General features: G+C 66.4%; 14 protein-coding genes. 12 read left to right on the forward strand and 2 right to left on the reverse strand.

Going from position 1 to position 19,047, the window contains the following annotated elements:
* The first annotated feature begins 29 nt into the window (after positions 1 to 29).
* The 6 genes from MF609_RS02650 (at position 30) to MF609_RS02675 (ending at position 9,116) form a co-directional block, all read left to right on the forward strand.
* Complete coding sequence (locus MF609_RS02650; RefSeq protein WP_242414754.1) at positions 30 to 2,993, forward strand: 2-oxoglutarate dehydrogenase E1 component; 2,964 nt, start codon at positions 30 to 32, stop codon at positions 2,991 to 2,993.
* A 42-nt stretch (positions 2,994 to 3,035) separates the two neighbouring features.
* A complete protein-coding gene (gene odhB, locus MF609_RS02655; protein ID WP_242414755.1) occupies positions 3,036 to 4,289 on the forward strand; it encodes a 2-oxoglutarate dehydrogenase complex dihydrolipoyllysine-residue succinyltransferase in 1,254 nt (417 codons plus the stop codon).
* A 23-nt stretch (positions 4,290 to 4,312) separates the two neighbouring features.
* Positions 4,313 to 4,804 carry a DUF1877 family protein gene (locus tag MF609_RS02660; protein WP_242414756.1) on the forward strand — a complete coding sequence of 164 codons (492 nt, stop codon included), beginning with the start codon at positions 4,313 to 4,315 and terminating at the stop codon, positions 4,802 to 4,804.
* A gap of 15 nt (positions 4,805 to 4,819) precedes the next feature.
* Entirely contained in the window at positions 4,820 to 6,220 is a 1,401-nt protein-coding gene (gene lpdA / locus MF609_RS02665; RefSeq protein ID WP_242414757.1) for a dihydrolipoyl dehydrogenase, read from the forward strand.
* 176 nt (positions 6,221 to 6,396) lie between these two features.
* Complete coding sequence (locus MF609_RS02670; protein ID WP_242415158.1) at positions 6,397 to 7,914, forward strand: TadA family conjugal transfer-associated ATPase; 1,518 nt, start codon at positions 6,397 to 6,399, stop codon at positions 7,912 to 7,914.
* A 35-nt stretch (positions 7,915 to 7,949) separates the two neighbouring features.
* Positions 7,950 to 9,116 carry an aspartyl protease family protein gene (locus tag MF609_RS02675; RefSeq protein WP_242414758.1) on the forward strand — a complete coding sequence of 389 codons (1,167 nt, stop codon included), beginning with the start codon at positions 7,950 to 7,952 and terminating at the stop codon, positions 9,114 to 9,116.
* Positions 9,117 to 9,243: 127 nt separating this feature from the next.
* Here the strand turns inward: MF609_RS02675 and MF609_RS02680 are convergent, their stop codons facing one another.
* Positions 9,244 to 9,435, reverse strand: a complete 192-nt coding sequence (locus tag MF609_RS02680) for a hypothetical protein (protein ID WP_242414759.1) — start codon at positions 9,433 to 9,435, stop codon at positions 9,244 to 9,246.
* A gap of 26 nt (positions 9,436 to 9,461) precedes the next feature.
* Between MF609_RS02680 and MF609_RS02685 the strand changes: the two genes are divergently transcribed.
* The gene (locus MF609_RS02685; protein WP_242414760.1) at positions 9,462 to 10,262 is read left to right on the forward strand and encodes a class I SAM-dependent methyltransferase; all 801 of its coding nucleotides are present in this window, start codon (positions 9,462 to 9,464) and stop codon (positions 10,260 to 10,262) included.
* A gap of 417 nt (positions 10,263 to 10,679) precedes the next feature.
* On the opposite strand, the gene phaR is transcribed toward MF609_RS02685, so the two are convergent.
* Complete coding sequence (gene phaR, locus MF609_RS02690; protein ID WP_242414761.1) at positions 10,680 to 11,255, reverse strand: polyhydroxyalkanoate synthesis repressor PhaR; 576 nt, start codon at positions 11,253 to 11,255, stop codon at positions 10,680 to 10,682.
* 29 nt (positions 11,256 to 11,284) lie between these two features.
* Between phaR and MF609_RS02695 the strand changes: the two genes are divergently transcribed.
* The 5 genes from MF609_RS02695 to MF609_RS02715 all read left to right on the forward strand — a co-directional run bounded on the left by MF609_RS02695 (position 11,285) and on the right by MF609_RS02715 (position 19,045).
* On the forward strand, positions 11,285 to 12,352 hold the full coding sequence (locus tag MF609_RS02695) for an alpha/beta fold hydrolase (protein ID WP_242414762.1): 1,068 nt from the start codon (positions 11,285 to 11,287) through the stop codon (positions 12,350 to 12,352).
* 15 nt (positions 12,353 to 12,367) lie between these two features.
* Entirely contained in the window at positions 12,368 to 13,552 is a 1,185-nt protein-coding gene (locus MF609_RS02700) for an acetyl-CoA C-acetyltransferase (RefSeq protein ID WP_242414763.1), read from the forward strand.
* 212 nt (positions 13,553 to 13,764) lie between these two features.
* Positions 13,765 to 17,052, forward strand: coding sequence for a TonB-dependent receptor domain-containing protein (locus MF609_RS02705; protein ID WP_242414764.1), 3,288 nt, complete (start codon positions 13,765 to 13,767; stop codon positions 17,050 to 17,052).
* 104 nt (positions 17,053 to 17,156) lie between these two features.
* Complete coding sequence (locus MF609_RS02710) at positions 17,157 to 18,419, forward strand: glutamate-5-semialdehyde dehydrogenase (RefSeq protein ID WP_242415159.1); 1,263 nt, start codon at positions 17,157 to 17,159, stop codon at positions 18,417 to 18,419.
* Positions 18,416 to 19,045, forward strand: coding sequence for a nicotinate-nucleotide adenylyltransferase (locus MF609_RS02715; RefSeq protein WP_242414765.1), 630 nt, complete (start codon positions 18,416 to 18,418; stop codon positions 19,043 to 19,045). The genes MF609_RS02710 and MF609_RS02715 overlap by 4 nt, the downstream gene beginning before the upstream one ends.
* The last annotated feature ends 2 nt before the right edge of the window (positions 19,046 to 19,047 follow it).

Consider the following 19,047-nt stretch of genomic DNA (forward strand, 5'->3'; position numbering starts at 1 on the left):
GGACCGGGACTGAACGACAGGAAGTGACCATGGGCTACGAAGGCCAGGATTTCGACATCGCCGCCGGCGTCAGCCCGGCATTCGTGGAAACGCTCTATGGTCGCTACCGCGAGGACCCCTCGTCGGTCGATGCCGGCTGGCGCCAGTGGTTCGAAGGGCTGGAGGGTGCGACCCAGCATCCCAGCTGGCAGAGCAAGCGCTGGCCGCTGACCGACACCGACGAGCTGACCGCCGCACTCGATCCGACGCAGATGGAGCCGGCACCCAAGCCCGCGCGCGGCGGCAAGCCTGCCCCGGCGGCGGCGGCCCCCGCCGCGCCCAAGGTCGACGTGGCCAAGGCCGCCGGCGACGCGATCCGCGCCCAGCTGCTGATCCGCACCTATCGCGTGCGCGGCCACCTCGCCGCCAATCTCGATCCACTGGGTCTTGCGCGGCGTGAACTGCCCGAGGACCTGCGCACCGAATATTACGGCTTCTCGGATGCCGAGATCGACACGCCGGTCTATCTGGGCGGGTCGCTCGGCCTCGAATGGGCGACCATTCGCGAGATCGTCGACATCCTGCGCGCCAATTACTGCGGCAATGTCGGCCTCGAATATATGCACATCGCGGACGTGGAGGAGCGCAAGTTCCTGCAGGACCGGATGGAAGGCCGCGACAAAGCGATCCAGTTCACCCCCGAAGGCAAGAAGGCGATCCTCGCCAAGGTCATCGAGGCGGAACAGTGGGAGAAGTTCCTCGGCCGCAAGTACGTCGGCACGAAGCGCTTCGGCCTCGACGGCGGTGAATCGATGATCCCCGCGCTGGAAGCGGTCATCAAGTACGGCGGCCAACTCGGCGTGCGCGAGATCGTGTACGGCATGGCGCATCGTGGCCGTCTGAACGTGCTGACCAACGTGATGGCCAAGCCGTTCCGCGTGCTGTTCCACGAATTCGCCGGCGGCAGCGCGAACCCGGACGATATCGGCGGCTCGGGCGACGTGAAATATCACCTCGGCACCTCGACCGACCGCAGCTTCGACGATGTGTCGGTGCATATGTCGCTGGTCGCGAACCCCAGCCACCTCGAAGCGGTCAACCCGGTCGTGCTGGGCAAGGTGCGTGCGCAGCAGACCTTCCGCGGCGACCTCGAAAAGCACGAACAGGTGCTGCCGGTCCTGATCCATGGCGACGCGGCATTCGCGGGCCAGGGGATCGTGTGGGAATGCCTCGGCTTCTCGGGCATCCGCGGCTACAATACCGGCGGCTGCGTCCACTTCATCATCAACAACCAGGTCGGCTTCACCACCAGCCCGCAATTCGCGCGCTCGTCGCCCTATCCGTCGGACGTGGCGAAGGGGGTGCAGGCGCCGATCTTCCACGTCAACGGCGACGATCCCGAGGCGGTGACCTTCGCCACCAAGATGGCGATCGAGTTCCGCCAGCAGTTCAAGCGCGACATCGTGATCGACATGTGGTGCTATCGCCGCTTCGGCCATAACGAGGGCGACGAACCGTCCTTCACCCAGCCGCTGATGTACGCCAAGATCAAGGGCCATCCCGGCGTCAGCGAAATCTATGGCAAGCGACTGGCCGACGAAGGCGTGATCGATGGCGATTTCGTCGCATCGAAGACCGCCGAGTTCACCCAGCTGCTGGAAGGCGAGTTCGAGAACGCCAAGAGCTACAAGCCCAACCGCGCCGACTGGTTCGCCGGTCGCTGGTCGGGCCTGCACGCGCCGATGGACCCGGAAGGCTCGCGCCGTTCGGTCGACACCGGCATCGAACAGAAGCTGTTCGATTCGCTCGGCCGCACGCTGACCAGCGTTCCCGACGACCTGCAGGTCCACAAGACCCTGTCGCGCGTGCTGGATGCCAAGCGCGGCATGTTCGCGAACGGCGAGGGCTTCGACTGGGCGACCGCCGAGGCGCTGGCCTTCGGTTCGCTGCTGTCCGAAGGCTTCGGCGTCCGCCTGTCGGGCCAGGATTCGGGTCGCGGCACCTTCTCGCAGCGCCATGCGGTGTGGGTCGACCAGAGCGACGAGCACAAGTTCGTGCCGTTGAAGACCATCGAGCATGGCAGCTTCGAGGTTCTCGACAGCCCGCTGTCCGAATATGGCGTGCTGGGCTTCGAGTATGGCTATGCGCTGGCCGATCCGAAGGCGCTGGTCATCTGGGAAGCGCAGTTCGGCGATTTCGCCAACGGCGCGCAGATCATGATCGACCAGTTCATCGCGGCGGGCGAGGCCAAGTGGCTGCGCGCCAACGGCCTCGTGATGATGCTGCCGCACGGTTACGAAGGCCAGGGACCGGAGCATAGCTCAGCACGTCTCGAACGCTTCCTGCAACTGTGCGCGGGCGACAATATGCAGGTGGCGAACGTCACCTCGCCGGCGAACCTGTTCCACCTGCTGCGTCGCCAGATGCATCGCAACTTCCGCAAGCCGCTCGTCATCATGACGCCCAAGTCGCTGCTGCGGCACAAGATGGCGGTGTCGAAGACCGAGGACTTCCTGCCGGGCACCCACTTCAAGCGGCTGCTGTCCGATCCGTCGGCACCGGCGGATGCGAACACGACCCGTCTGGTGCTGTGTTCGGGCAAGGTCGCGTTCGACCTGATCGAGGCACGCGACGCGGCGGGCGACACGTCGACCCAGATCGTCCGGGTGGAACAGATTTATCCGTTCCCGTCGGACGCGCTGGTCGCGCGGCTTCGCAACCTGCCCAATCTGACCGATGTGGTCTGGGCGCAGGAAGAGCCGAAGAACAACGGTTCGTGGTTCCTGGTCGAACCGCTGATCGAGGAAGCGCTGGCCGAAGCCGGCTCGCCGGTTCCGCGTGCCCGCTATGCCGGTCGCGCGGCGGCGGCATCGCCCGCCACCGGGCTGATGAAGCGCCACCAGGCCGAACAGGGCGCGCTGGTCGCCGATGCGCTCGGCCACAATGTCCGCGACGAAATCCGCCGCACCCGTCAGGCCGAGGGCGAGCGCGCCACCGGCAAGGCCGCATCCTAACCGTGTTATTACCCCCGACACGGGGGAGATGAGGAAGATCCGATGGCAACCGAAGTTCTGGTCCCCACGCTGGGCGAATCGATCACCGAAGCGACGCTGGGCGAATGGTTGAAGAAGCCCGGTGAGGCGGTCGCCGCCGACGAACCGATCGCCAGCCTCGAAACCGACAAGGTGTCGGTCGAGGTTCCGGCACCCGTGGCCGGCGTCATGGGCGCGCACGCCGTGCAACCGGGCGACACCGTGTCGGTCGGCGCGATGATCGCGACGATCGAATCGGGCGACGGCGCCGCTGCTGCCCCTGCCGCCGCTCCGAAGGCCGATGCCGCGCCGGCACCCGCCGCCGCCCCTGCCCCGGCCGCTGCGCAGCAGGCGCCGGCCGCCGGCGACACCAATGTCGACGCCGCCGCGCTGTCGCCGTCGGTGCGTCGTGCGATCCTCGAACACGGCGTCGACCCGGCCAAGGTGAAGGGCACCGGCCGCGACGGTCGCATCACCAAGGAAGACGTCGTTGCCGCCGCCGGTGACAAGTCGGCCGCCGCAGCGCCTGCCGCTGCCGCCCCGGCCGCCGTGGCACCGACCGCTGCCGCCGCGCCGACGCGTGGCGAAGAGCGGGTGAAGATGACGCGCCTGCGCCAGACGATCGCCCGCCGCCTGAAGGAAGCGCAGGACACTGCCGCGCTGCTCACCACCTTCAACGACGTCGACATGACGGCGGTGATCGAGGCGCGCGCCAAGTACAAGGACCTGTTCGAAAAGAAGCACGGCGTCCGCCTGGGCTTCATGGGCTTCTTCGTGAAGGCCGCGACGATGGCGCTGAAGGACATCCCGGCGGTCAACGCGCAGATCCAGGGCGACGAGATCGTCTATCACGACTATGCCGATATCTCGGTCGCGGTCAGCGCCCCGCAGGGGCTGGTCGTGCCGGTCATCCGCGATGCCGACAAGCTGTCGGTCGCGGGTGTCGAAAAGACCATCGCCGACTTCGGCAAGCGCGCCAAGGACGGCACGCTGAAGATGGACGAGATGAAGGGCGGCACCTTCACCATCTCGAACGGCGGCGTGTTCGGGTCGCTGATGTCGACCCCGATCATCAACCCGCCGCAGTCGGCGGTGCTGGGCCTGCACCGCATCGAGGAACGCCCGGTCGTCCGTAACGGGCAGGTCGTGGTGCGCCCGATGATGTATCTCGCGCTCAGCTACGACCATCGCCTGATCGACGGTCGCGAGGCAGTGACCTTCCTCGTCGCGCTCAAGAACGCGATCGAGGACCCGACGCGCCTGCTGATCGACCTCTAAGCGGCGGACGAAGACCGATGGGCATGGTGATCTATCTGCGTCGGGCCGGCGATGCCGATATCGACCGGCTGGTCGCCGACCCAGCGGTGTTCGAGGATTTCCTGTTCGAGGAAGGCGTCGAGAATCTCGACTTCCTCGATCTGGGCGAAGCGTGGCACGCGGTCCATTACCTGCTGACCGGATCGGCGGAGGACGTCGGCCATACGCTTGGCATCATCATCGCCGCGCTGCCCGAACTGGGTGCCGACGAGAATGGCGAAGGCGGCATCGGCCTGATCGCGCCCCCGTTGATGCGGGCCTTTGCCGACGCGCTCGACAAGATGGACGACGCCACCCTCGCCCGCCGGTTCGATCCGCGGGCGATGGCGGAGGCCGATGTCTATCTGGCCGAAACCTTCGGCAGTGCGGATGCGCTTGATTATGTGATGCAGGGCATTCCCGCCCTGCGCCAGTTTGCGGCACAATGCCGCCGTACCGGCGACGGCGCGATCCGCGTGATCGCCCACAACGACTAGGACGGGATAGAGATTATGGCTGAATATGACTTCGACGTCCTCGTGATCGGTGCCGGCCCCGGCGGCTATGTCGCGGCGATCCGCGCGGCGCAGTTGGGGCTGAAGACCGCCTGTGCCGAGGGCCGCGAGACGCTCGGCGGCACCTGCCTGAACGTCGGGTGCATCCCGTCCAAGGCGCTGCTGCACGCGTCGGAACTGTACGAGGAAGCGACCGGCGGTCACCTCGCCAAGTTCGGCGTCGAGATCCAGGGCGCGTCGCTCAACCTCGACCAGATGCACGCCGAAAAGAAGAAGGCGGTCGGCGAGCTGACCGGCGGCATCGAATATCTGTTCAAGAAGAACAAGGTCGAATGGCTGAAGGGCTATGCCGCGTTCGAGAACGACAACACGGTCAAGATCGGCGACCGCACCGTCACCGCCCGCGACATCGTCATCGCGACCGGTTCGTCGGTCACTCCGCTGCCGGGCGTCCAGGTCGACAATGACGCGGCGATCATCGTCGATTCGACCGGCGCCCTCGCCCTGCCCAAGGTGCCCGAGCATCTGGTGGTGATCGGCGGCGGCGTCATCGGCCTTGAACTGGGCAGCGTGTGGCGTCGCTTGGGTGCGAAGGTCACGGTCGTCGAATATGCCGACCAGATCCTGCCCGGCTTCGACGGCGAGGTCCGCAAGGAATCGGCCAAGCTCTTCAAGAAGCAGGGCTTCGACCTCAAGACCTCGATCAAGGTCACCGGCGCGTCGGTCGATGGCGGCACCGCCACGCTGACCGTGGAACCGGCGGCGGGCGGCGAAGCGACGACGATCACGGCGGACGCCGTACTGGTGTCGATCGGCCGCCGCGCGAATACCGAGGGTCTCGCGCTCGACAAGGCCGGGCTGTCGGTCAACCAGCGCGGCCAGGTCGATATCGACGAGGAATTCCGCACCAAGGTCGACGGCATCTGGGCGATCGGCGACGTGGTCCATGGCCCGATGCTGGCGCACAAGGCCGAGGACGAGGGCGTTGCGGTCGCCGAGTTCATCGCCGGCCAGACCGGCATCGTGAACCACGACGTGATCCCGAGCGTCGTCTACACCATGCCCGAAATCGCCGGCGTCGGCCTGACCGAAGAAGCCGCGAAGGAAAAGGGTGAGGTGAAGGTCGGCAAGTTCCCCTTCGCCGCCAACAGCCGCGCCAAGACCAACCGCGACACCGACGGCTTCGTGAAGGTCATTGCGGACGCAAAGACCGACCGCGTCGTCGGCGTGTGGATCGTCTCGTCGCTGGCCGGCACGATGATCGCGCAGGCGGCGCAGGCGATGGAGTTCGGCGCGACCAGCGAGGACATCGCCTACACCTGCCACGCGCATCCGACCCATGCCGAGGCACTGAAGGAAGCGGCGATGGCGGTGCAGGGCAAGCCGATCCACATCTGATCGGACGCATCCTGCACGATATTGCGAGGGCGGGGCATGGCGACATGCTCCGCCCTTTCCGCGTCCGGGGGATGGGACCCCGATGTGGTTAGGAAGTTGTCAAAGCTTGTCGCCTAGGTTCGCCCCGAGGATTGCATAGGGTGGCAAGCGTGAACGCATTCGGACGGCGCAGCGGAATGGGCGGATCGGGTGGCAGGCCATCGTTCGGCGTTGCCCGCCCGATGCAGGGATCGGGACCGGCGCGCCCGGCCGACCTGGACAATGCCCCGCAATTTCCACCGCTGCGCCAAATGCCGCTGGCCGGCGGCGATCTGGAACCGATGCCCGGCGAACAGTCCGGTGCGATGCCGCAGGGCGTGGGTGACGCGATGCAGCGCCTCGCCGACCGGCAGGCGCTGTCGGGTGAGGCGGGCAACAGCCGGGTCGAGGGATTCGAAACCTCGATCCACCGCATCAAGGAACAGGTGCTGCCCCGCCTGCTCGAACGCGTCGATCCCGAAGCGGCCGCGACGCTGACCAAGGACGAACTGGCCGAGGAATTTCGCCCGATCGTGGGCGAGGTGCTGGCCGAGCTGAAACTGACCCTCAACCGGCGCGAACAGTTCGCGCTGGAAAAGGTGCTGGTCGACGAGCTGCTGGGTCTGGGGCCGCTGGAGGAATTGCTGGCCGACCCGGCGATCAGCGACATCATGGTCAACGGTCCCGAACAGACCTTCGTCGAGCGCAAGGGCAAGCTGGAGCTGGCCAATATCGCCTTCCGCGACGAGGAGCATCTGTTCCAGATCGCGCAGCGCATCTGCAACTCGGTCGGCCGCCGCGTCGACCAGACGACGCCGCTGGCCGACGCCCGGCTGAAGGACGGCAGCCGCGTCAACGTGATCGTGCCGCCCTTGAGCCTCAAGGGCACCGCGATCTCGATCCGCAAATTCTCGGCCAAGCCGATCACCATCGACATGATGGCCGGTTTCGGATCGATGAGCACCAAGATGGCGACCGCGCTGAAGGTCGCCGGGGCCAGCCGATTCAACATCGTGATTTCGGGCGGCACCGGTTCGGGCAAGACGACGATGCTCAACGCGCTGTCGAAGATGATCGACCCCGGCGAACGCGTGCTGACCATCGAGGACGCGGCCGAACTGCGCCTGCAACAGCCGCACTGGTTGCCGCTTGAAACCCGTCCGCCCAACCTGGAGGGGCAAGGCGAGATCACCATCCGCGACCTGGTCAAGAACGCGCTGCGTATGCGCCCGGACCGGATCATCCTGGGCGAAATTCGTGGTAGCGAGTGTTTCGATCTCCTCGCCGCGATGAACACCGGCCATGACGGGTCGATGGCGACGCTCCACTCCAACTCCCCGCGCGAATGCCTCGCGCGTATGGAGAACATGGTGATGATGTCGGACATCAAGGTGCCGAAGGAAGCGATCAGCCGCCAGATCGCCGATTCGGTCGACCTGATCGTGCAGGTGAAGCGCCTGCGCGACGGGTCGCGCCGCGTGACCAACATCACCGAGGTGATCGGGATGGAAGGCCCGGTGATCGTCACCCAGGAACTGTTCAAGTTCGAATATCTGGACGAAAGCGCCGACGGCAAGATCATCGGCGAATATCGCTCGATGGGGATGCGCCCGTACACACTCGACAAGGCCAAGCAATATGGCTTCGATCAGGCGCTGCTGGAGGCTTGCCTGTAGCGTCAGGGACTTGGCTGTCCTACGATAAGCGCGTGATGCTCCGCCTTATTCTCGCGCTGCTGCTGTGCGCGCCCGTCGTCGCCCATGCGCAGGGACAACTCGATGCCGATGCGGAGGCGCGCTGGGTACCCTTTACCCTGACCAGCGCCAACCATCTGCGCTTCGCCATGACGATCGACGGCGTCGCGGCGCAGGCGCTGCTCGACACCGGCCTCAACCATAGCGCAGTCAGCCGGGAATTTGCGCGACGGGCGAAGCTGACCATCGATACCAAGGAAGCCGCAGCCGGCATCGCGCTGGGCGGTGCGATCCGGGTGGACTGGGCACCGACGAAGACGGTGGCGTTCGGGGCGCTCAATCGCAAGGGCGGGCGGGTGGCGGTGATCGACCTGCCGAAACTGCTCGCCAGCGCATCGGGCGATGCCGAGGTGCTGGTCGGCACCGACCTGATCGCGCCCAATGCGATCGATATCGACTTCGCCAATCGGCGCTTCCGCCTGTTGCCCAGCGGCCGGATGCCCTTTGCGGGAACCCGAGTGCCGATGACGTTGCAGGCGGGCAGCGGGCTGTACCTGACCGAAGCGACACTCGGCAAACGCCGCGTTCGCCCGTTGCTGGTCGATACCGGCGACGGCGGATCGCTGAGCGTTGCGCGGAGCCAGTGGCGGGCGGCCGCCTTGAAGGGCGCGCGGGTCACCTCGACCATCGCGTTCGGCGCGGGCGGGGTGGTCGATGCCGGGCTGACCGTGACCGACAAGGTGACCTTGGGCGGGGTGCCGACCGGACCGATCGAACTCCGGATCGAGGGCGATGGCGGGTTCACGAAACAGGTCCGCGTCGCCGGGCGGATCGGCACCGGTCTGCTGCTCCGCTACCGCGTGCTGCTCGACCCCGCCGCCGGACAGATGGTGGTCATGCCCAACCCGACCGCCCCGCCCGCCCCGCTCAAATCGACCAGCGGGCTGCTGCTCGGCTACGACCGCGCCCGGCTGCGCGTGCTGCACGTCATGTCGGGGGGACCGGGGGCGAAAGCGGGGTGGAAGACCGACGAACTGATCTGCGCGGTCGATGGCAAACCGGTCTCGCTGACGCCGGACGGCGGCGTCGACGTCCGGTGGGGCACCGATGCGCCGGGGAGGGTGGTGAAGCTGACGCTCTGCGACGGGGCGGAACGCTCGCTGACATTGGCGAACTTCTACTAGGGACGGATACAGTCGCCCTGCTTCGTACAGCGTCCCGGCGAAGGCTGGGATTTCCCGGTAATCGGGCGGGACAGGAGCCGCTTGCGGCCCCAGCCTTCGCCGGGGCGACGTCGTGCGGCGAGCCTTGCTATTTCAACGCAAAGGCTACCGCGAACACGACCAGCAACACCGCGATCAGCTGGATCAGCGTCCACGGCACCCACCCGACCCGGTCGGGATCGCGGCGCAGGGTACGGCGACGTTCCGCCAGCACCGATACCGCAAAGAGCATCGCCGCGACGCCCGCAATCGTCCATAACCACCTGTGTGCGTCGTCCACCCGTTCCTCCATTCAGGAGTTTCCCCATGCGTCGAACCGCCCTGTTCCTGCCAGCGCTAAGTATCGCGCTGCTGGCCCTCACCCCCGCCCCGGCCCAGGCACCACGCGGGCCGCTGGCCAGCGCGATCGCGTCGCCGGTACGCAGCCCGGCCAATGTCGCGCGGGACCGCTATCGCCACCCGGCGGAGACGCTGGCGTTCTTCGGGGTGAAGCCGACCGATACCGTGGTCGAAATCTGGCCCGGCAATGGCTGGTACAGTGAAATTCTCGCGCCGATGCTGCGCGAAAAGGGACGCTATATCGCCGCCGGCCCGTTGCCGCGTACCGCCGAGATGATGACCAAGCTGCAGGCGCGTGACGCGACCGCGTTCGGCAAGGCGCAGGTCGTCGCCTTTCCCGCAAAGACCGACGAAACGGGCGTTGCCGCCGGTACCGCCGACAAGGTGCTGACCTTCCGCAACGTCCATAACTGGCGCTTCGGCGGCGCGGACCAGGCGCAGGCGGCATTCGACGCGATGTTCCGCATGTTGAAGCCGGGCGGCGTGCTGGGCGTGGTCGAACACCGCCTGCCCGAGGGGCGCGATGCCGCAGCGGAAGAAAAATCGGGCTATATGAAGGAAAGCTCGGTAATCGCCTTTGCGACCCGGGCCGGGTTCAAGCTGGCGGGCAGATCGAACGTGAATGCCAATGCGAAGGACAGCGCCGACTGGCCGCAGGGCGTGTGGACGCTGCCACCGACCTATCGGCTGGGCGACACCGACCGCGCGAAATATGCTGCGATCGGCGAGAGCGACCGGATGACGCTGCGGTTCGTGAAGCCGAAGTGAGGCGTGGGGCGGGGGCGGAAGCGCCCTCGCTCCTCCGTCCCGTTCGGTTCGAGCAGCGTCGAGCCTGTCGGGTAGCTGCATCGAGGACGCTTGGAGGTCGCAAACGCCGGCCCGGAGACTCCCGCAGCCTACGATTATCGGGAAACCCCAGCCTTTGCTGGGGTGACGCTTGTTCGAACAGGGTGGATCAACCTTCCGGTAGCCTCGACGGTTGGACAAGGCGCACGGAATACCTTGCCCGTTCCCCGTCCCTATCCCCTACCCCGTTCGGTTCGAGTAGCGATCGAGCGAAGTCGAAAGCGCGTATCGAGAACGGGGTTCCGCCGGACGGAAGTTCTCGACTGCCGCTTCTCGACAGGCTCGAAGCTGCTCGAACCGAACGGGGTGGCGTAGGAACAGACGCCTACTCCGCCCCAGTCACCCCAGCTTGTCGACCTTGTCCTGCAGCCGCGCCAGTTCGGCGCGCAGCGCGGCCATTTCGTCGGTCTTGGCCGGCGTTTCGTTCGGAGTCGGGGCGGGCGTCGGCGCGGTGCCCGCCGCCCCGGCCGCACCCGGCTGGAACGCATGGGCCGCCGCTTCGAACATCGCGAGGTTGCGCTTGGCGATCTCCGCGAAAGGCGAATGGGCGAAGGCACCCTCGACCGCGGTCTTGAACTGTTCCTGGTTGCGGCGGAAGCTGTCCATCGACGCCTCCAGATAGCCCGGCACCATCGCCTGCATCGAATCGCCATAAAGCGTGATGAGCTGGCGCAGGAAGCTGACCGGCAGCAGCGTCTGCCCCCGGCTTTCCTCTTCCATGATGATCTGCGTCAACACGTTGTGCGTGATGTCGTCGTCGGTCTTCGCATCGACCACCTTGAAGTCGCGATGCTCGCGCGTCATCGCCGCCAGGTGTTCGAGCGTGATGTAGGACGACGTCTCGGTGTTATACAGCCGGCGATTGGCGTATTTCTTGATGATGACGGGGCTGCCGTCGGCCGCTGCCTTCTTCATGGGAAAACCTTTGCGCGAAAGATGACAGGATGGGTACACCGCTTGATACCGCGCCGCAACACGGCCCGCGCCCGTTGCCGCTATTTCTGTCGATGCTGCGCAGCGAAACGCACAATAATCCGGCACGCCGCGCCCGCGCGCTGGCCGGATTGCGCGCCTATCAGGACGCGCCACGCCTGCCCGCCACCCCCATGCCGGCGGCGGTTGCGCGGGATGGCCGCGTCCTGCTGCGTGATTATGGCGGCGACGGGCCGTCGGTGGTGGTGGTCCCATCGCTCATCAATCCGCCGTTCGTCCTCGACCTCGCGCCCGACAATTCGCTGGTGCGCTGGCTGACGGGACAGGGGCTGCGGGTACTGCTGGTCGACTGGGGCGCGCCGACGCCCGAGGACCGGGCGATGGACTTGGGGGATCATGCGCAAGTGGTAGCGCGGCTATGCGGCGCGCTGAACGACGCGCCGTTGCTGGTCGGCTATTGCCTGGGCGGGACCATCGCGCTGGCCGCCGCCGCCTTCGCGCCCGTCGCCGGCATCGCGCTGATCGCGACGCCTTGGCGCTTCGACGGGTTCGGCGAAGCGGGGCGTGCGGCGATTGCCGATATGTGGACCGCTGCGCAGCCGACCGCCGAGCGACTGGGCCTGCTGCCGATGGAATTGCTGCAGTCGATGTTCTGGCAGATCGATCCGGCGCGCACCGTCGAGAAATTCGTCCGGTTTGCCGACCTCGATCCGACAAGTGCGGCGGCGCAGGCGTTCGTTGCGCTGGAGGACTGGGCCAATGGTGGCGCGCCGATCCCCTATGCTGCGGGGCGCGAGCTGTTCGACGACCTGTTCGATGCCGACCTTCCCGGCCGGGAACGCTGGCGGGTCGGCGACCGGATCGTCGCGTCGCGTGCCCCCGTGCCGATGGTCGAGTTCGTCGCGCAGGACGATCGCATCGTTCCCGCCGACAGCGCCATCGGCCTGCCCGACCGGCGGATCGTGCCGGCGGGGCATGTCGGCATGATCGTCGGTCGGCGCGGGCGCAGCGTCCTGTGGGAACCGCTTGCGCACTGGCTAAGCGACGTGTCCCGCAGTAGAGAACACCCGAACCGTTAGGGAGAAGGATTGCCCATGTCCGAAGTCGTGATCGTTGCCGCCAAGCGCACCCCCGTCGGCAGCTTCCTCGGGGCCTTCGCCACCGTGCCGGCGCATGAACTGGGCCGGCAGGCGATCGCCGCCGCGCTGGATCAGGCCGGTGTCGCGCCGGAGGACGTGTCGGAAGTGATCCTCGGGCAGGTGCTGACCGCCGGCCATGGCCAGAACCCGGCGCGCCAGGCATCGATGGCGGCAGGCCTTCCGAAGGAAGTGCCGGCATGGGGCATCAACCAGGTGTGCGGATCGGGCCTGCGCGCGGTCGCGCTGGCGGCACAGGCGATCCAGACCGGCGATGCGACGATCGTGGTCGCGGGAGGACAGGAAAGCATGTCGCTCGCCGCGCACGCGGTGCAGCTGCGTGCGGGCACCAAGATGGGCGACGGCACCATGATCGACACCATGATCAAGGACGGCCTGACCGATGTCTTCAACGGCTATCACATGGGCATCACCGCCGAGAATTTGGCGGCGCAATATGAACTGACCCGTGGCGAGCAGGATGAATTCGCCGTCCGCTCGCAGAACCGCGCCGAAGCCGCCCGCGCCGAGGGTCGTTTCAAGGACGAGATCGCCCCGGTCACGATCAAGGGCCGCAAGGGTGACACCGTGGTCGACCAGGACGAATATATCCGTGCCGGCGCGACCCTCGACGGGGTGTCGGGCCTGCGCCCTGCGTTTAAGAAGGACGGTACCGTCACCGCCGCCAACGCATCGGGCCTGAACGACGGTGCCGCCGCGCTGGTGGTGATGTCGGCCGACGAAGCCGCCAAGCGCGGTCTCGAACCGCTCGCCACGATCAAGAGCTGGGCGACCGCCGGCGTCGACCCGTCGATCATGGGCATCGGCCCCGTCCCCGCCTCGCGCCGCGCGCTGGAAAAGGCCGGTTGGAGCGTTGACGACCTCGATCTGGTCGAAGCCAACGAAGCCTTTGCCGCACAGGCACTCGCCGTCGGCAAGGACATGGGCTGGACCGCGGACAAGGTGAACGTCAACGGCGGCGCGATCGCCATCGGCCACCCGATCGGCGCATCGGGTGCGCGCGTGCTGACGACTCTGCTGTACGAGATGAAGCGCCGCGATGTGAAGAAAGGCTTGGCGACGCTGTGCATCGGCGGCGGCATGGGAATTGCGATGTGCGTGGAGCGGTCAGGGCGTTTGTAACGGAACGTTCTCGGATAATTTAATTACACAATCTCGCTCATAAATTACACTTTCACGCGGCGCACCAATATGACATTACTATAATGTGACATTCATGCCACATTCATGTTTCTATTGTCGGTTGGTGCGCTGACGTGTCTTGCCTCGTTCGCTGGACCAATATTTTCTGGCGGCAATCCGGTACGGTTGTATCGGGCAAAACGGGGCAAAACATGAAAATTAACCGCTTCCTGGCGGCGACTGCGCTTGTCAGCGCCGCGTCGCTTCCGCACGCCGCTTTCGCACAGTCGAGCGAGCTTCCCTCCGAGATCAATACGCAAGACTGCACGACGCAGGAGCGCAATGCCGACGGCACTTGCCCGAAGCCTGCCGCCGATGGCGAACAGGGCGAAGTCATTACTGTCACCGGATCGCGTATCGCGCGCCCGAACCTCGACACGACCGTGCCCGTGACGTCGGTGTCTGCGCAGGAGTTGTTCGACACCGCCAACCTGTCGCTGGGTGACGAAATCAGCCGCCTGCCGCAGTTCCGCTCGACCACGACGCAGGCGAACTCGACCCAGTTCATCGGCACCGCCGGCATCAACTCGCTCGATCTGCGCGGTCTGGGCACCGCACGAACGCTGGTCGTCGTCAACGGACGTCGCCACGTCACCTCGTCACCGGGCGCCTATACCGTTGACGTCAACACCATTCCGAATGCCCTGCTCGAAAAGGTCGACGTCGTAACCGGCGGTTCGTCGGCGGTGTACGGTTCGGACGCGATCTCGGGCGTCGTGAACTTCATCCTGAAGCGCGATTTTGAAGGCGTCGACCTGCGTGTGCAGGGCGGCGTGACCGATCGTGGCGATCGCGGATCGCAGACCATCAACCTGGTCGCGGGCAAGAACTTCCTCGACAACCGCCTGAACATCGCCGTCGCGCTTGAATATGCGCATCAGGAAACGCTCCTGATGGCCGACCGCAACGACCAGACCGGCGCCTATACCGGCGCGCCCGGCTTCTACACGACGCAGGCGACCAGCCGCCTCGTCAATGGCGTGCTGGTCAACGAACCGGCGGCGGGTGACGGCATTCCGGACACCACCTTCATCGGCGTCAATGGCGGTCCGTATCCTGGTGGCACGATCGTCGGCGGCAGCCGGTTCGGCTCGATCTCGCTCGGCGGCACCGTTGCGACCAGCTGTATCGCGCTGACCAACGCCAACCAGAACAACCCGCTGGTCCTGAACCGTCGTTCGGCGGTCTGCACCGGCGGTCGCAGCCCGACTTCGGGTGCCGAACTGTCGGACAACTATGTGTTCCTGCCCGACGGCACGCTGGTACGCGATCGTCCGACGACCGACCTGCGTCCGAACGGCGGCGGGCGCTTCGGCGGCCTGACCGCGACCGGCCTGGAAGGCGCAATGCTGCTGCCCGGCCTCGATCGCTATGCGGCGAACCTGCTCCTGAACTATCAGGTGTCGTCTGCATTCGAGCCGTTCTTCGAAGGCAAGTACGTCCGCATCACCGCGAACCAGACCTCGACCCAGCCTACCTTCGTCGCCGGCACCTTGTCGCCGAGCTTCACCCTCGACAACGCGTTCCTGTCGAATCAGGCGCGCCAGACCCTTCAGACGATCCTAGGCACGACGTCGACCACCGCCGCCTTCACCATGCAGCGGTTCAACAACGACCTCGGCACCCGGTCGGAAGAGCATTTGCGCGAAACCTACCGCTTCGTCGGCGGCTTCCGTGGCGACCTGTCGTCGACCGGCAACGTCCGCTACGAAATCGCGGCGAACTACGGCCGGACCTCGACCTACTACGAAACGGGCGGCAACGTGCTGGTCGCGCGCTTCAATGCGGCGAAGGACGCGGTTCGCAACGCGGCCGGCCAGATCGTTTGCCGGGTGAACGCCGACACTAACACTACCAACGACATGCCGGGCTGCGTACCGATCAACCTGTTCGGCGAAGGCAACATCTCCCAGGCGGGCAAGGACTATGTCCTCTACACCTCGTCGCGCAAGCAGTGGGCCGAGCAGATCGACGCGCTCGGCTTCATCTCGGGCGACACCTCCGGCTTCTTCAAGCTGCCGGGCGGTGCGATCGCGGCGTCGGTCGGTGCGGAATATCGTCGCGAGGACGCCTATTCGGCGTTCGATCCGATCACCCAGTCGGGCCAGACGTTCCTGAACAGCGCGGCGACCTTCGATCCGCCCGCCGTCGAACTGTACGAAGGCTTCGGCGAAGTTCGCATCCCGCTACTAGCCGACCTGCCGCTGATCCGCGAACTGACGCTGGAAGGCGCCGGCCGCTATTCGAAATACAGCACGGCCGACAAGGGCGTCTGGGCCTATAACTATGGCGGCATCTGGTCGCCGTTCCGCGGGCTGCGGCTGCGCGCAAGCTATGCGCGTTCGGTCCGTCAGGCCAATCTGGGCGAATTGTACCAGACCCGGGCACAGACCTTCGCCAACGGCCTCGTCGATCCCTGCAGCCAAGGCAACCCGATCACGTCGAATCCGAACCGCGCCCGCAACTGCGCCGCGGCGGGTGTTCCTACCACGCTCACCTATGTCGACGATGCCGGTGTCACGCGGACCATCCCGTGGGTCAACACCCTGCCGTCGGGCCTGTCGGGCTTCAACCAGGGCAACCTCAACCTCCAGCCCGAAGTCGGCAAGAGCCTAACGCTGGGCGCCGTGTTCGAACCGCGGTTCCTGCCCGGCTTCTCGCTCACCGTCGATTATTACAACATCAAGGTGGAGAACGTGATCTCGGGCCTGTCGGGCCAGGGCATCATCGACCGCTGCTACGACGACCCGGTCGGCATCAACAATCCGTTCTGCTCGGCGGTCTTCCGTCGCAGCGCACCGGGTACGATCGGCGACTATACCTTTGCCGGCCAGAACGGCCGGACCCTCGACGGGGTCGCTGCATCGAATTCGCAGCTTGCCGTCACCGGTCCGGGCTTCCTGAACCAGCCGTTCAACTATGCGATGCTCAAGACCTCGGGCATCGACGTCGAGCTCGGCTATCGTCGCGAGATCGGGGACTTCAACATTTCGACGCGACTGCTGCTCAGCTGGCTGCAGAAGCGCGAATCGTACCTGTTCATCAACGAACTGACGCGCTCGACCCGTCTGCACGGCACGCTGGGCGATCCCCAATGGCAGGCTAATTACAGCTTCGACGTCCGCCACAAGAATTTCGACTTCGGCTACGACGTTCGCTTCATCGACAAGATGACGGTCGGTGCATGGGAAACGCAGTTCTCGTGGCAGGGTCGTCAGCCGACCAACGCGGACGCCTTCCCGTTCAAATGGTATCCCAGCACCTTCTACCACAACATCCAGCTGGGTGTCCGGGCGAGCGATCGTTTCCGCCTGTTCGCGGGTATCGACAACATTCTCGATACGCTGCCGCCCTATGGCTTGACTGGTACGAGTTCGAACAGCGGCGTCTATTCGATCGACGGTCGGTCGTTCTACGCGGGTGCGCGCGTTACCTTCTGATCGGGTTTGCCCGGCACATCGGGGGGCGGTCCATATGGGCCGCCCCCTTTTTTGTGGGGCGAACAATGCTGGACCTCGTGGCCGGCTTGGGCGATGACGCCCGCATGACTGCCGACGCCGTTTCGCCCTCCTTCCTGGCCGCACTGGGCCGGTCCGCCCGCACCGCAGCACAGACGCTGGCCGTGACGCCAACCGCTGCGAAGGCCGCCGCCCTGCGCGCCGCCGCCGCGGCGATCCGGGCGGAAGCCGACGTAATTCTCGCCGCCAACGCGCAGGACATTGCCGCGGCCGAGGCGAATGGCCGTTCGGGCGCGATGCTCGACCGGTTGCGGCTCGATCCCGCCCGACTGGCGGCGATGGCGGCGGGGGTCGAGGCGGTGGCGGCGCTGCCCGATCCGGTGGGGGACGTGATCGATCGCAGCGAACGGCCCAACGGACTGACGCTGACCCGGGTGCGGGTGCCGATCGGGGTGATCGGCATCATCTATGAAAGCCGGCCCAACGTCACCGCCGATGCCGGCGCGCTGGCGGTGATGGCGGGCAATGCCGCGATCCTGCGCGGCGGGAGCGAGGCGATTCACAGCAACCGCGCGATCCATGCCGCGATGGCGCGCGGGCTGGCGAGCGCCGGCCTGCCCGAGGGCGCGGTGCAGCTGATCCAGACGACCGATCGTGCCGCGGTCGGGGCTATGCTGGCGGCGGAGGGGATGATCGACCTGATCGTCCCGCGCGGCGGCAAGAGCTTGGTCGCGCGGGTGCAGGCCGAGGCGCGGGTGCCGGTGCTGGCGCATCTCGACGGCCTGAACCACAGCTATGTCGATCGTGCGGCCGACCCGGCGATGGCGCAGGCGGTGGTGGTCAATGCGAAGCTGCGCCGGACCGGCGTGTGCGGCGCGACCGAGACGTTGCTGATTGACCGTGCCTATGCCGATCCGCTGCCGATCCTGACCGGGCTGATCGCCGCTGGCTGCGAATTACGCGGCGATGCCGAGGTACAGGCGCTGCATCCCGATATCCTGGAGGCGAACGCAGACGACTGGGACACCGAATATCTCGACGCGATCCTGTCGGTGAAGCTGGTCGACGGCGTCGACGACGCGATCGCGCACATCGCCGCGCATGGGTCGCACCATACCGATGCGATCATCACGGAAGATGCCGCGACCGCCGAGCATTTCCTGGCGCGGGTCGATTCGGCGATCGTGATGTGGAACGCCTCTACCCAGTTCGCCGATGGCGGCGAGTTCGGGCTGGGCGCGGAGATCGGCATCGCCACCGGACGGCTGCACGCTCGCGGGCCGGTCGCGCTGGAGGGGCTGACGACGTACAAGTGGATCGTGCGGGGCAGCGGGCAGACCCGGCCTTGAAGGCCAAGGCGATCGGGCTGCTCGGCGGGTCGTTCAACCCGGCGCATCGCGGCCATCGCCGGGTGTCGCTGGCGGCGAAGCGCGCGCTGGCGCTGGACGAGGTGTGGTGGCTGGTGTCGCCGGGCAATCCGCTGAAGCCCGCCGCTGGCATGGCGCCGCTGGCGGCGCGGCTGGCATCGGCACAGCGGGTGGCGCGCCATGCGCCGATCCGGCCGACCGCGATCGAACGACGGCTGGGCACCCGCTATACCGTCGATACCTTGCGCAAGCTGGTGCGGCTGTACCCGCAGCATCGCTTCATCTGGTTGATGGGCGCGGACAATCTGGCCGAGTTTCACCGCTGGCGCGACTGGCGCGGGATCGCGCGGACGGTGGCGATTGCGGTAATCGCGCGTCCGGGCTATGACGGACGTGCCCTCGCTAGTCCTGCGATGGGTTGGTTGCGGCGCCATGCGCGGCCCGCAGGCCAGGCGAAACGATGGACGATGTGGAGTTTGCCGGCACTGGTCCGTTTGCGCTTCCGTCCCGATCCGACGTCGGCGACCGCGATCCGCGCCGCCGATCCCGCCTGGCACCTTCGGGCAATTCCGCCCGACCGGTCCGGCGCACAGGCCCCTGAAAGCTGATG

Source organism: Sphingomonas panni (assembly GCF_022664435.1).
Lineage (GTDB): Bacteria > Pseudomonadota > Alphaproteobacteria > Sphingomonadales > Sphingomonadaceae > Sphingomonas > Sphingomonas panni.